We start from the raw sequence: 13,610 nt of genomic DNA, 5'->3' as shown, positions 1-13,610 counted from the left end.
GCCGTCAGGCCTTGCGGCAGACCCAGCCCTTGAACGTCAGCGCGGCGTAGAACAGCTCGATATCGGTAAAGCCGGCGTCGCGCAGGATGGCCTCGTCTGCCTGCGGATCCAGCACGGGCAGCTTGTCGCGCATCGCTTGCATGCCGTCGCGCGCCTGCGCGGCCGGCACGCCGGCGGCGGTGATGAAGGCGGCATTGCGTGCCAGCCACGCATCGCGCCGTTGCAGCGGAAAACTGTGGTGGGCGACGATGAACGGGGCGCCGGGGCGCAGGCGGCGGCTCAATTCACGCACCGTGCGCAGGCGTTCCTGGGGCGCCAGGAAGTGCAGCGTCAGCAGGCAGGTCGCGCCGTCGTAGGGGCCTTCGGGGGCATCGTCGATATAGCCTTGGCGCAAAGTGGCGCGCGGCGCCAGCTCGCCCAGCGTGGCGCGGGCCTGGCGCAGCATGTCCGCGGAGGGATCGACGCCGTCCAGGCGCCAGCGCGGGCCGCTTTCGGCCAGTGCTTTCAGTTCCAGGCCGCCGCCGGCGCCCAGCACCAGGAGATGGCCGTCGGCGGGCGTCTGCTCGGCCATCAGCACGCCGATCATGCGGTGCAGGTCGCGCAGGCCCGGCACATGGCGGGCGACGCGGTCGGCATAGTCGTCCGAGGCGCCGGGGGTTTGGGCAAAGGTCATGCGCGGCTCCGCGAGAACACTCGGAACAGGGTGTGTTTCATGAAACATATGATGTTTCATGAAACGCCGCGCGTCAAGCGATGCGCCGGCGTGATGCGGGGTCAGGCCGCGAAGGACCGTGACACCGCGGGGCGGGGAAAGTCAGGCAGCACGATATCGCTGTGGCCAGGACGCACCCAGCGCACCCGTTCGCGGGTGGCGTCGATGCAGCCGCCCTCGGCGTAGACGCCCTGCGGATCGCGGATCCGCATCATGCGCGCCAGGACGGCAGCGGTGGCCTCGGGGTCGGCCAGCGTCCGGTGCACATGTTCCTTGACGATGGCTTCGTCGATGAAGGGCTTGCCGGCCGCGTCGGCGCGCAGGCCATGGCGCCAGTGGAAGATCTCGACGCACTTGGAGGCCAGCGTGTAGGGCGCGCCGCGTTCCCAGAAATTGTTGAACAGGCCCCCGCCCAGGTAGAACACCCAGGAGCCTTCGTAGCCCTCGACGTCGGAGGACGCGGCGTCGGGATTGCGGAACCAGAGCCGGTCGCCCGGCACGTAGAAGCGCTGCGGCAGCGGCGCGTCCAGCGCGCCGTATTCCTGCAGGAAGGTCTCGTGAAAGCTGCCGGACATGACCGCGCGCGTTTCCCACTGGCGTTGCAGGCGCTGGCCCAATTCGGGATTGGCATCGCGCAGTTCCTGCGCGATGCCGAGCACGGTGACGTATTCGGTGGCGCGATAGCACGAGAAGGCGTACAGCTGGCCCGAAGCCTCGGGTTGCGTGGCCTTGCGCAGGCCGTCGATCAGCGAGCGGCCCGGCAGCACCGTGAAGCCGCGCGCCTCGTCGTAGGTCCAGTAGTCTTCGGGCCGCTCGGCGTGTTCGGTGTCGAAGGCCAGCGCCGTTTTGGCGGCGGCGCGCACGATGTAGCGGCGGATGCGCACGGCCGATTCCAGTTCCGCGACCGTGGGAAAGGCGAAGGCGACCGGGCTGGCCAGCATCGCCAGCACGATCTCGCGATCGAGGTCGGCGTCGTTGGCGTCGGTGCGCAGGCTCAGTGCCCGCGCCACGCCCGTAGTGTCGTGCCCGGGCAGGTAGCTGGCGGCGAAACCCGGGGTGAGCGCGGCATGCGCGCCGGCGGCGCCGGGTTGCGCCTGGCAGTGGGCGGCGGCGAGCAGGCCCAGGTCGGACAGGAAATGTTGCGTCATCGCCAGCGCGCCGCTGGCGTGAATGACGATTCCGCCCGGATCGGGAAGGTGCTGCTGCGGGGTAGACGGCATGGGATACGAACCGGAAGGCAACGGAGAGGATATGGATAGGCGCAAGCGGGGCCGGGTTCCCGCCGGGCGGCAAAGGCGCGTGAACATCTGTTTCAGGCCGTGCACTCGCGTGGGGGGCAGGCCCCTCGGTCTGAATCGATTGTAGGGGCGATGCCTTAATATCAGCTGTATGAATGCCGCACGCCGGGGGCATGATCGTCATGCCGTTGTCATGCGCGGGCGGGAGCCTCCGGCGCGTGGCATGATGGGCAAGGGCCGGCAGGTGCTGGTGCCAGACCTGATCGACGCCAGGAGACGACGCACATGGCCCATCCCTTGTCCGCCGGTGTGATGGCCTTGTACCAGGCGCATGCGGCGGCGTTCGAGCGCGACCGCGGCAACACACTGATCGAGCGCGCGTGGCTGGCGGATTTCCTGGCGGCGCTGCCGGCGGCCGCTCGGCGAGTGCTGGACATCGGTTGCGGCACCGGCATGCCGATCGCCGGCCACCTGATCGACAACGGCTGCCAGCTCACCGGCGTGGACAGCGCGCCCGCGCTGCTGGCGCGGGCCGCCGCGCGCTTTCCGCGACACACCTGGATCGCCGCCGACATGCGCCGCCTGCCCTGCGCCGGACCGTTCGACGGCCTGATCGCCTGGCACAGCTTCTTTCACCTTGCCCCCGAAGACCAGCGGCCCATGTTCGCCCAGTTCCGACGCCTGGCGGCGCCGGGCGCGGCGCTGATGTTCACCAGCGGCACGACGCTGGGCGAGGCCATCGGCCAGCTCGACGGCCAGCCGCTTTATCACGGCAGCCTGGACAGCGCCGAATACCGCGAGCTGCTCGCGGCCAACGGCTTCGAGGTATTGCGCCACGTCGAATGGGACGCCGCTTGCGGCAACGCGACAGTGTGGCTGGCCAGGCGGACCTGAGCCAGGCGGGGCGACGGGCCGTCAGGTCATAGATGCGGATCGCGCAGGATCGCCCGGATCCTGAGGAAGGCGTAGGCGGCGCAGCCCAGTGCGATCAGCACCACGAGCCAGGCATACGCCTTCTTGCGCTGCTTGTTGGACCAGGCGCTATCGTAGGTGGCCACCGGATCCCACAACACCTTGCCGTCCATCTGGCGCACCCCATGAACCCTGATGGGCACGTGCACGCTGAACATCTGGCCCTCGTAGACGTTCTTCAGGTCGTTCGGCTCGCGGTCGGTCAGCAGTTCCAAGGTCCGTGGCAGGACGAGGCCGGTCACAACGGCGCCCGCCTCGAACGCCACGTCGGGATAGTCGTTCGAGAAATAGCAAAGGGGCCTGTAGCCGCTGTTCTGCCGGGAACTGGCGGTCCGCGAGTAGGGGCATACGGCCAACCTGTCCACGCGCACGGCGATGGCGTGCAGCGTGGCGGGATCGGGCGGCAGGTACGCCTTGGCCGCGGCGTCGAAGAGATCGCGGGACAAAATCAGCAGCATCAGGCAGAGGAACAGCGCATTCAGCGGGCGCTTGAAGCGCGCCTTGATCTCGCTCCATTCGCTCATTGGCGTGGCCTCGCGGCGCGCGGCGCCAGCGCCGCCGGGGCGGGGCGGGACTTGGCGCGGCTGCGCATGCGGATGGCGTGTGTGTCCAGGTTCATGGCCCCTCGGTTCCCGGTATTGTTGCTGGCGGGTGAATGCTAGCGAATTTCCGAGGGCGCGGCGCGGCAACGTTAAACATAACGTTGGTCGATGTTTCAAATTGCCTGGCGGCGGGCTACGATTTGCGGCCGCGAAACCGCGGCTGGCAAGCCCCGCACGCAGGGGCCATGGCCAACAGGGCCAACGCATAAGGTCCTGCCTGGATTGCGGCCGGAACCCGTATCAGCCTGCAGTGTCCGCTCGGCTCGCGCCGCTCACCGGCGCATGCTCCGCCATCAGTTCCGCCACCCAGTCAATGAACACCCGCAGCTTGGCGCTGACGTGCCGGTTGGGCGGGAAGGCGATGTACAGCGGCATCGAATCAAGCCGCCAGTCCTCGAACACCGGCACCAGTTCGCCGCGCGCCGCGTGGCCGCGGGCCATGTAGTCCGGCAGCCACAGAATGCCCATGCCGGCCAGCCCCGCCGCCAGGTAGGCGTTGCCGTCGTCCACCGCGACCACATAGCGTCCGTGCGCGTGGATGCTTTCGTCGCCGCGATGCATGGCGTAGGGCAGGGGCTTGCCGCTGCGCGACCAGAGGAAGCCGACGATGCGGTGGTGGCTGTCCTCGAGATCGCGCGGATGGCCGGGCGCGCCGGCCCGTTGCAGGTAGGCGGGCGCGGCATAGACGCGCAATTGCAGATCGCCGACGCGCCGCGCCATCAGGGATTGGTCGGTCAGCTCGCCGCCGCGCACCACGCAGTCGACGTTCTCGCCGATCACGTCGACGATGCGGTCGCTCACGCCCATATCGAGCTGGATGTCCGGGTAGCGCGCATGGAAGGCGGGCAGGGCGGGCACCAGGATCATGCGCGCCAGCGGACTGGGCACGTCGACCCGCAGCCGGCCGCGCGGCACGGACGCGGCGACGGAGAGGCTGGTCTCGGCGTCGTCCATGTCGGCCAGCAGGCGCAGCACGCGTTCGTAGTAGACCGCGCCGTCGGCGGTGACGTTGACCTTGCGCGTGGTGCGATTGAGCAGTCGCACACGCAGGCGGGCCTCGAGCTGCTGCACCAGCTGGGTGACGCTGGTCTTGCTCATGTGCAGGGTGTCGGCCGCCTTGGTGAAGCTGCCGGTTTCCACCACGCGGGCGAAGGCCTGCATTGCGTCGAAACGGTCCATCGCCACTCCAGGGGATCAGGGAATTGTTTGCATTTTACAAACAGTGATGGACACGCTTGCCCGTTTATCGGCGGCCGCGCCGTCCGTACAGTGCCTGCATCATCAATACGGGCTTAAGGCCCGGGACAGGAGAATGAGTATGGCAACGCGTGATGTGGTTTTTCCGGCAGGGCGCCAGGCGCTGTATGAACGCAACCGCTATTCGCCGGCGGTGCGGTCGAATGGCTTTCTGTTCGTGTCGGGCCAGGTGGGCAGCCGCGAGGACGGTTCGCCCGAACCCGACCTGCAGGCGCAGGTGCGGCAGGCGTTCGACAACCTGAACGCGATCCTGAAGGCGGCGGGCGCCAGCTTCGAGGACGTGATCGACGTGACGGTGTTCATGGTGGATCCGGCGTCCCGCTTCGAGGCCATCTGGCAGGTGGTGCCCGAATACTGGGGCCCGGCGCCGCATCCGACGCTGACGGCGGTGGGCGTGACCTGGCTGTACGGTTTCGATTTCGAGATCAAGGTGATCGCGAAGCTGCCGCGTGAGGCCTAGCCGCCGGGGGCGGCGGGGCAAAAGCGACGGGGCAGGCCGGCGCAATCGCCGGGCCTGCCCCGTTTCGGGTGCGTCGCCGTATCAGCCGCGCAGACGCGCCACGGCTTGCGCCAGGTCTTCCTGCTTGCGGATCAGGGCGGCCTCGACCTGGTCGCGCGGGGTGCGGGTGTCGTCGCGGTGGCTGGTCAGATCGGCCGCGCGCAGCAGACCCATCAGGTCCTGGGTGCGGGTCTGGGTGGTGGGCGTGATGCGGCTCTGGTCGACCAGCTTGCCCTTGACGAACTTGCTCACCAGGGTCGACATCGTGCTGGACTCGGTGAACGAGGCCTTGGCCAGTTCGCCGTCTTCGTAGGCGATGTCGGTGCGGTTGCTGTAATCGTCGCGGATCTGGTGGAACGCGTAGTTCTGCGACTCGGGGTCCTTGGTCAGGTTCAGCTTCTGATCGGGCGAGAGCGCGCGGTGGAAGCTGGCGTTCAGCGACGATTGCTGCTGTTGCGTGATCGCCAGGTCGAGCTGGGGCCGGCCGCTGGAGGTGGTGTTCTGCGAGGTCTCGTAGGAGAAGGTGTCGAATTCGCGCGGCTGCAGCGGATTGGACGCGACCGGCGCCTGGTTGATCGAGGCGGAGAAGTCGGCCAGGCCGGACAGCATGGTGCGATGCACTTCGGCCGGCATGCCCAGGCGCGTCGTGGCGGTGCCTTGCGGCGCCCAGTCGCCGTAGCTCTTGTGCAGGTCCGCGAAACCCGACTTGAACAGGGCCATCAGCGTGGCATCGCCTTCGCCGCGCTTCTGGGCGCTGTCGAACTTGCTCAGGTAGTTGTTGATGGCGGTCGTCTGCTGCTGGGCGCTGCCGTACTGGCTGGGCTGGCTGGCGTCGACGTTGATCTGGGCCGAGCCGGCCACGGTCTTGACCGTCAGCGAGCGTTGACCCGCATCGGCCTGGAAATTTAAGCTGACGCGGTCGGGGCCCTCGGCGCCGACCGTGGCTTCCAGCGACACCGACGACAGCACGCTGGTGTTGAACTTGGCCAGCGCGCCCAGCGCCAGCTTGGGCGGCACCGAGGCCAGGCCGTCGATGGCGTCCTGGAACGACTTGGACAGGCCGGCGATGGCGCTGCGTTCTTCTTCGGTGAGCTTGGCGTCGCCCACGTCGATCTGCACGCCCAGGCCCTTTTCATTGCTTTCCAGGGTCACCGTGACCTTGGCGCCGCTGGCGGTGGTGATGCGTAGCGCGACCGAGTTGTCGGCCACGGCCGCGCCCTGGGGCGCGGCGATGCCGTCCACCGGCGCTGCGGCGCGGGCCGAGGGAATCGTCAGCGTGTAGTTGCCGCCATCGTTCTGCATGCGGCCCAGCAGGGCCGCGGCCAGGCCCTTGAACTGGCCGGTCAGCGAGGCGGCGCGGACGTTGTCGGACATCAGCGAGGAGAGCGCGTCGGGTTCCTGCACCTGCCCGGCGGCGACCGACTCGGGAGAATAGGTCAGCACGTTGGCCGGCTGGCCCAGCGTCACCGAGGTGGACGCGGGGATGTCGGGGCTGCGGTTGACGGTGGTGACACGGGACACCCCGGTCGCCGGCGCCTGCGGGGCGATGACGAGCGGCGGGGTGTAGCTGGAGATCGTGGTCATGTCAGTGGTAGTCCTGGCGGGCAACAACTGCCCAATGAGGCTTGCCGGGGAGTATCAACATGACTAACGGCGGGCGCGGCGGAAAATTAATCTGCCGGTGATATTTATTTTTGCTTTCTTGAAGGCATTTATATTCAGTTAAGTGACAGCTTTGGGGGGGATTCCCAAAATAATGTCGACAAAACAAATGCCGCGCATTGCGAGATAATCGATTCCCACGGGCGACGGCTGTCATGCGCCGCCGCGGGCCTTATTTCACGACATAATTCTTCGCTTCATTTTCACCGGCCCATTTACGCAGCGCGGCGATGAATTCCGGGCAGACATTGCCGTCGACGGTGGAATCGACAATCACGCTGTCCTTCATGCGCATCAGCACCTTGCATTCATAAATGCGGGTGCGGCCCTGGTAATAGCCGCTGCTGCTTTGCTGGAATACCGGCGTCGCGGCGGTCGTGTTGGTGGCCGGGATCATGCCGACGACCTGCTGGCTGGTGCCGGTCGTCACCCATTCCTGGTAAGGCGCGGCCTGGTAGTCGGACCACTCCAGTTCCATGGTGTTGCCGACGGCGCGTTTCCGGGACGGCTCGCCCAGCGCCGCGATGGCGTCGTTGATCGAGCGGCCCTGCATGTTGCGGGCGACGTTGACGCTGGGAGAGAACGACAGGCCTTCCGAGAAGACCCGGCTGAGCGAGGGCAACGAGGAACTGCCGCCGGAGGGCATCGGGGCGCATCCGGCCAGGCTGGCGGCGGCGATCAGGCTGGCGGCCAGGCGCAGCGTCGGACGGCGGGCTGAAAGGGGCAGGGGGAAAATCATGGCTTGCGGTCGGCGCTCCGTGTCGGTCGGCGCGGCGGCTGCGATTGCGAACCTGGCGCCAGACGTTTTGTTTCTCTTCGTGACAGGCCGGGGCGGCCAGCCCTGCGACGGGAGAATGATTGCAGACTGACAGCCTGCTTACGAAATGTCCGCCATTTTTACCGATAAACGGGGCCAGCTTCCTTGCGCCAATGGTGAAATTTGTTACTCAATATGCCCGCGTCGTATCGGCAAAGGGGACGGACCGACCGATCCGCTTTGCTAAGATCGTGGCCGCTGAATCCACCCGATCCGGACACCGACCATGCTATTTGCCCGATTTTCCCCGACTATCCGCGCGGCGCTCGGCGCGCTGGCGTTGATGGCCGGCCTGTTCGCGCCGCAGGCGCATGCCGACAAACTGTATGGCGGCATTGCGACGGATGGCAAGCACGCCAAGATCTATTGGGCGCTGCCGGAGGACTCGGAGAAGGCGGCCGAAGCGGCGGCGTTGGCGGCCTGCCGCAAGGGCGGCGGCAAGGACTGCAAATCGCTGAGCTGGTTTTCGGACAGTTGCATGACTTATGCCCGCAATACCTCGAACGACCTGTTCCCCGGCAACAGCGTGTCGCCGGAAATGGCGGCAAAGAAGGCGATCCGACGCTGCACCGCAGGCAGCCCCAACGGCAAATGCTGGTTGACCACGATGCCGCTGTGCGTCGGGCCGGGCTACAGCGCGCAGGACATGGAGGCGGCCAGAAGGGCCACGCCCGCTGAGTTGGAAGCCCTGTCCGCCAAGCTCAACGACCGCGAATACTGGGGCGCCGTCGCCGAGAAAGACTCGGGCGACCTGACCTACTCGGACGGCTACCCCAATGAGAAGGACGCCATCAACCAACTGCTGGAGTGGGATGAATGCACCGGCTGCACCAAGGTGCTGACCTACCGCGACACCTGCGTCGGCATGGCCTGGGCCAAGGGCGTGAAGGGGCGCGGCACCAGCTACACCGCGCTCGATCCGGATCCGAAGACGGCGCGCGATGCGGCGCGCAACACCTGCAGCGCCAAGAGCGGCCTGCCCAATTGCGTGGCGATGGTGCGCTGCTCGGGCCGCCCTTACATCAGCGGCTATGCCGGCGAGGACGAAAAAGCCAATTGAGATCGCCATGAGGCGGCAGCGCGCCGCCCGGCACGCCAAGCCGGCGCCCGTGGACGGGGCCGGCTTTTTTCATGGCCGCACGGTCAATCCGCCAGGCGCGCGGCGGCGTCGCGGACCACCTGTTGCAGCCACGCCAGCGCCGCGTCGCCGGGCGCGCGCCGGCTGCACACCATGTCGATATCGAAAGGGCCGGGGTCGACCTCGGGCGGCAGCGGCCGCAGGGTCAGGCCGGGGCCGGCCAGCCGCAAGGCGGCGCGCCGCGCCAGCGTGGCCACCAGGTCGGTGCCTTGCACCGCGTGCGGCAGCGCGACGATATGGGCGAAGGTGCAGGCCACCCGGCGCCGCTGGCCCAGCCGCGCCAGGCTGGCGTCCACCACCCCGCGCGCCGAGCCGTCGTCGCTGGGCGTGAACAGCGCGTGCGGCAGCGCCACGTAGCGCGCCAGGTCCAGCTTGCGGCCGCGCAGCGCCGGATGCTGCCTGTCGGCGATGCAGACGAAGTGTTCCTGGTATAGCCGTTCGCGCAGCATGCGCTTGGGCGGCGCCAGGTGGCCGCCGATGGCCAGGTCGACGCTGCCGTTGTCCAGTTGCTCGTAGAGGGCGGCGCGGTCGAGCCGCGCGATGCGCAGGTCGATGCCGGGCGCGTCGCGCCGCAGCGCCGCGACGAGGTGCGGCACGATCACCACGTCGGCGTAGTCGCTGGCCGCCACGGTGAAGCGGCGGCCGGCAGCGGCCTGGGGATCGAAGCCGGCGCCTTGCGTCAGCGCCTGGCGGATCTGGTCCAGCGCCGCGCTCACGGCCGGCATCAGCGCGACGGCCTTGGGCGTGGGCTGCATGCCGTCGGCGGTGCGCAGGAACAGCTCGTCCTGGAACAGCAGACGCAGGCGCCCCAGCGCGCTGCTGACCGAGGGCTGCGCGCGGTTGATGCGCTGGCCGGCCAGGGTCACGTTGCGGGTGTCGTAGAGCGCCTCGAAGGCGACCAGCAGGTTCAGGTCGACGGCGGAAAGATTCATTACATCAATAGTACGAATAGCGATTATGGATTTCAACAATTCCAGGGCGCGGTCCTACCATGGCGGACAGCAATTGAATCGAAGGACTGCGCCATGACGACCGTACTGATTACCGGCATCGAACCGTTCGATGGCGAAACCCTGAATCCCTCCTGGGAAGCCGCGCGGCGGCTCGATGGCGCGCAAGTGGCCGGCGCCACCCTGGTGGCGCGCCAACTGCCGTGCGTGATCGGCAAAGTGGTGGGCGTGCTGCGCCAGGCCATCGAGGACACGCAACCGGACCTGGTGATCTGCCTGGGCCAGGCGGGCGGCCGCAGCGACGTGTCGATCGAGCGCGTCGCGATCAACGTGGTGGACGCGCGCATCCCCGACAACGAAGGCCGCCAGCCGATCGACGAACCGGTGGTGGCGGGCGGCCCGGCGGCCTATTTCTCGACCTTGCCGATCAAGGCCATCGTGCGCGACCTGCGGCGCGCGGGCGTGCCGGCGTCGGTGTCGTCGACGGCGGGCACCTACAACTGCAACACCATCTTCTACGGCCTGTCGCACTACATCGCCACCGAGCGTCCGGCGTTGCGCGGCGGCTTCGTGCACGTGCCGTACCTGCCGGAGATGGCGGCCCATCATCCCGGCCAGCCCAGCCTGGCGCTGGAGACGCTGATCGAAGGCGTGAAGGTGATGGTGGCGACTTCGCTGGCCGTCACGGCGGACGTCAAGGAAGGCGGCGGCGCGCTGCATTGAACGGAGACGGACGATGGATACCTTCAAGGACGCCGACGCCTTCGCGCTGGACAACGTGCCGTTTCGCCACCGCCGGGTGCGCGTGGACGGCCTGGGCTATCACGTGGTGGAGGGCGGCGCCGGGCCGGCGCTGATCCTGCTGGCCGGCTTTCCGCAGAGCTGGTACGCCTGGCGCCGGGTGATGCCGCTGCTGGCGCCGCATTTTCGCCTGTACGCGATCGACCTGCCGGGCCAGGGCGATTCGGACAAGCCGCTCGATGGCTATGACACCCGCAGCGCCGGCGAACGCCTGCGGGCGCTGTTCCACACGCTGGGCCTGACGCGCTATGCGCTGGCCGGGCACGGCATCGGCGCCTGGATCGCCTATCCCTACGCGGCGCGCCACGCCGACGAGGTCGAGCGCCTGGTGCTGCTGGACGCCAACATCCCCGGCGTGACGCTGCCCGCCAGCTTCGAGCTGGGACCGGACAACTGGAAGCGCTGGCATTTCCTATTCAACACCGTGCCCGACCTGCCCGAAGCGCTGCTGCAGGGACGCGAGCGGGTGCTGATCGAGTGGTTCTTCAGCCGCAAGACCGCCAACAAGCCGGGCGTGTTCAGCGGCGCCGACCTGGATGAGTACGAGCGCGTCTACCGGACGCTGGGCGGCTTGCGCGGCATGCTGGGCTATTACCGTGCCGCGCACCAGTCGGCCGAGCAGAACCGGGCGCTGCGCGAGACGCCGTTGACGCTGCCGGTGCTGGCGCTGGGCGGCGAGCATGGCAGCGCGCCCGATCTGTACGAGGCGCTGGGGCCGCTGGCGCGCGACCTGCGCGGCGGGGTGCTGGCCGATTGCGGCCACTATCTGCCGGAGGAGCAGCCGCGCGAACTGGCGCGGCGCATGCTGGCGTTCCTGGCGTAGCCGGGCGCGAGCGCCGGGGCATGCCGCTGCCCCGGCAAAGGGCCGTCCCGGCAAAGGGCCGCCCCGGCATTTCCACATTGCGCATCGGTATTTGTCCGGCGCGCGGCGCGCTCCTATCCTGGCCTGCTCGGAATTTCCGCAGGGAGCAGGATGATGGGCAATCGACGCAGATCCGTACTGAAGGCCGCGCTCGGCCTGGCCGGCGGCGTGGTGGTGGGCGCGGGCTTGTTGAGCAACATGACCGGCGCCGCGCCGGCCGCCACCGACGACGCCACGCGCTATCCGAGCCGGCCGGTCAAACTGATCGTGCCGATCGCGGCCGGCGGCAGCGCCGACAAGCTGGCGCGCACCGTGGCGCAGAAGCTGAGCGAGAAGTGGGGGCAGAGCGTGGTGGTGGAGAACCAGCCCGGCGCCAGCAGCGCTATCGGCAATGCCGCGGTGGCGCATGCGCGCGGCGACGGCTACACGCTGCTGCTGGGCGGCGACGCCTTGTCGCTGAACGCGCTGCAACCCGGCAAGCCGCTGTACGACCCGTTGCGCGATCTGCGCGGCGTGACCAAGGCGGTGGTCAATCCGCAGTTGCTGGTCGTGCGCCCGGGCCTGGGCGTGAAGACCTTCCAGGAATTCGTGGCGCTGGTGCGCAACCGGCCCGGCGAGATCTCGCTGGCGCTGCCCGGCGGCAACGGCAGCCTGCAGCACCTGGCGGTGGAACTGCTCAACGAACGCATCGGCGCCAAGACCAACCAGATTCCCTATCCGGGCGGCGGGCCGGCCACGCTGGATGTGCTGGGCGGCCACGTGGACGCCATGCTGATCACGCTGGCCGCCGCCACCGAGAACGTGCGCTCGGGCAAGCTGGTGGCGTTGGCGGTGACCACGCCATACCGCTCCAAGGCGCTGCCCGAGGTGCCGACCATGCAGGAGGCGGGGCTGGCCGACTACGCGGTCGAGAGCTGGCAGGGCTTCGTGGTGCCGGCCTCGACCCCGGCGGCGTTGGTCGAGCGCATCCATCGCGACGTGGTGGCCGTGCTGCGCGAACCGGAGACCGCCACGCTGCTGGAGAACCTGGGCTTCGCCATCGCCGCCAGCACGCCGGAAGCCGTGGACCAGACCGTGCGCGACGACATCGCCACCTACCGGCGCGTGATCGCCACGGCCGACGTCAAGCTCCAGTAGGCGCGCCGCAACAGCGGTTTCATATTCATATCTGAAAGTCTTCTTTGTGTTGTGCGGCGCCGGACCGCAGCATAGAACTTCGTTCAATGCCTACGACACAACAACATGAAGACTCGCAATATCTCCGGCCGTATCCTGCAGGCGGCCGTCGCGCTGGCCCTGGCGGCCGGCGCCACCGGCGCCCATGCCGACGCCACGCTGGACAAGATCAAGGAACGCGGCACCGTCACCATCGGCGTATTGGCCAACGGCGGCGTGTTCGGCTCGATCGATCCCGCCACCCAGCAACTGGTGGGATGGAACCCGGAACTGGCGCGCGAACTGGCCAAGGGCCTGGGCGTGAAGGCCGAACTGGTGCAGGTGCAGACGGCCACCCGCACGCAGTTCCTGATCTCGGGCAAGGTCGACCTGCTGATCGCATCGATGGAGCTGAACCCCGAACGCGCCGAGATCCTCGGCTACGCGCCGACGCCGTTCTTCCGCGTGGGCGGCGCCGCCGCCACGCGCAAGGACAGCGGCATCGCCAAGTGGGAAGACTTGCGCGGCAAGCCGGTCTGCGTGTCGCAGGGCAGCAGTTTTGCGCGTCCCCTGCAGGCCGACTACGGCGCCGTGGTCAAGGGTTACAAGAGTTCTTCGGACTCGCTGCTGGCGCTGCGCGGCGGCCAGTGCGTGGCGGCGGTGCACGATTCGACCCTGATCCATCCGCTGCTGCGCACCAATCCCGAATGGGCCGACTACCACGCGCCCATCGCCACGGAAGTGCTGCCGGCCAATTCGGTGGTCTGGACCCGCAAGGGCGAGGCCGACACCATCGCCGCCGTCGACAAGGTGATCCAGGGCTGGCACCGCAGCGGCTGGCTGATCGCCACCGAGAAGCGCCTGGGCATCCAGCCGGCGCAGCCGCTGCTGCAGGAACTGCACGACAAGTACAAGCAGGGCAGCTGAGCCTCGCGCCCGCCCGTG

The 13,610-nt window shown here is 68.2% G+C and carries 14 protein-coding genes; 7 read left to right on the top strand and 7 right to left on the bottom strand.

Features of this window, described 5'->3' with window-relative positions:
- Positions 1-4 precede the first annotated feature (4 nt).
- Both AT699_RS14985 and AT699_RS14980 read right to left on the bottom strand, forming a co-directional pair.
- Positions 5-673, bottom strand: coding sequence for a class I SAM-dependent methyltransferase (locus AT699_RS14985; protein WP_006385350.1), 669 nt, complete (start codon positions 671-673; stop codon positions 5-7).
- Positions 674-774: 101 nt separating this feature from the next.
- A complete protein-coding gene (locus AT699_RS14980) occupies positions 775-1,932 on the bottom strand; it encodes a putative lipoprotein (protein WP_024068952.1) in 1,158 nt (385 codons plus the stop codon).
- Positions 1,933-2,235: 303 nt separating this feature from the next.
- Between AT699_RS14980 and AT699_RS14975 the strand changes: the two genes are divergently transcribed.
- Positions 2,236-2,844: a class I SAM-dependent DNA methyltransferase gene (locus tag AT699_RS14975; protein WP_024068951.1), complete on the top strand. Its 609-nt coding sequence runs from the start codon at positions 2,236-2,238 to the stop codon at positions 2,842-2,844.
- Positions 2,845-2,870: 26 nt separating this feature from the next.
- Here AT699_RS14975 and AT699_RS14970 read toward each other — a convergent pair whose 3' ends face one another.
- On the bottom strand, positions 2,871-3,446 hold the full coding sequence (locus AT699_RS14970; protein WP_024068950.1) for a hypothetical protein: 576 nt from the start codon (positions 3,444-3,446) through the stop codon (positions 2,871-2,873).
- 318 nt (positions 3,447-3,764) lie between these two features.
- Positions 3,765-4,703, bottom strand: a complete 939-nt coding sequence (locus AT699_RS14965; RefSeq protein WP_024068949.1) for a LysR family transcriptional regulator — start codon at positions 4,701-4,703, stop codon at positions 3,765-3,767.
- Positions 4,704-4,842: 139 nt separating this feature from the next.
- Here AT699_RS14965 and AT699_RS14960 point away from each other — a divergent pair, with 139 nt between their 5' ends.
- Positions 4,843-5,241: a RidA family protein gene (locus AT699_RS14960; protein ID WP_024068948.1), complete on the top strand. Its 399-nt coding sequence runs from the start codon at positions 4,843-4,845 to the stop codon at positions 5,239-5,241.
- A gap of 81 nt (positions 5,242-5,322) precedes the next feature.
- Here the strand turns inward: AT699_RS14960 and AT699_RS14955 are convergent, their stop codons facing one another.
- Positions 5,323-6,864 (bottom strand): hypothetical protein, encoded by a 1,542-nt coding sequence (locus AT699_RS14955; RefSeq protein ID WP_024068947.1) that lies wholly within the window; start codon positions 6,862-6,864, stop codon positions 5,323-5,325.
- A gap of 250 nt (positions 6,865-7,114) precedes the next feature.
- Entirely contained in the window at positions 7,115-7,681 is a 567-nt protein-coding gene (locus AT699_RS14950) for a hypothetical protein (protein ID WP_006385357.1), read from the bottom strand.
- 304 nt (positions 7,682-7,985) lie between these two features.
- Here AT699_RS14950 and AT699_RS14945 point away from each other — a divergent pair, with 304 nt between their 5' ends.
- Positions 7,986-8,819 carry a DUF4189 domain-containing protein gene (locus tag AT699_RS14945; RefSeq protein ID WP_006385358.1) on the top strand — a complete coding sequence of 278 codons (834 nt, stop codon included), beginning with the start codon at positions 7,986-7,988 and terminating at the stop codon, positions 8,817-8,819.
- Between the two features lie 83 nt (positions 8,820-8,902).
- Here AT699_RS14945 and AT699_RS14940 read toward each other — a convergent pair whose 3' ends face one another.
- Complete coding sequence (locus tag AT699_RS14940) at positions 8,903-9,829, bottom strand: LysR family transcriptional regulator (protein WP_024068946.1); 927 nt, start codon at positions 9,827-9,829, stop codon at positions 8,903-8,905.
- A gap of 93 nt (positions 9,830-9,922) precedes the next feature.
- On the opposite strand from AT699_RS14940, the gene pcp reads away from it, so the two are divergent.
- The 4 genes from pcp (at position 9,923) to AT699_RS14920 (ending at position 13,592) form a co-directional block, all read left to right on the top strand.
- Complete coding sequence (gene pcp, locus AT699_RS14935; RefSeq protein WP_024068945.1) at positions 9,923-10,570, top strand: pyroglutamyl-peptidase I; 648 nt, start codon at positions 9,923-9,925, stop codon at positions 10,568-10,570.
- Between the two features lie 13 nt (positions 10,571-10,583).
- Positions 10,584-11,471, top strand: coding sequence for an alpha/beta fold hydrolase (locus AT699_RS14930; protein WP_024068944.1), 888 nt, complete (start codon positions 10,584-10,586; stop codon positions 11,469-11,471).
- A gap of 150 nt (positions 11,472-11,621) precedes the next feature.
- Positions 11,622-12,647 carry a Bug family tripartite tricarboxylate transporter substrate binding protein gene (locus tag AT699_RS14925; RefSeq protein ID WP_024068943.1) on the top strand — a complete coding sequence of 342 codons (1,026 nt, stop codon included), beginning with the start codon at positions 11,622-11,624 and terminating at the stop codon, positions 12,645-12,647.
- A gap of 105 nt (positions 12,648-12,752) precedes the next feature.
- Complete coding sequence (locus tag AT699_RS14920) at positions 12,753-13,592, top strand: transporter substrate-binding domain-containing protein (protein WP_024068942.1); 840 nt, start codon at positions 12,753-12,755, stop codon at positions 13,590-13,592.
- The last annotated feature ends 18 nt before the right edge of the window (positions 13,593-13,610 follow it).

The sequence above is a fragment of the Achromobacter xylosoxidans genome, assembly GCF_001457475.1.
Lineage (GTDB): Bacteria > Pseudomonadota > Gammaproteobacteria > Burkholderiales > Burkholderiaceae_B > Achromobacter > Achromobacter xylosoxidans.
This window is presented reverse-complemented; position numbering and strand designations above follow the sequence as displayed.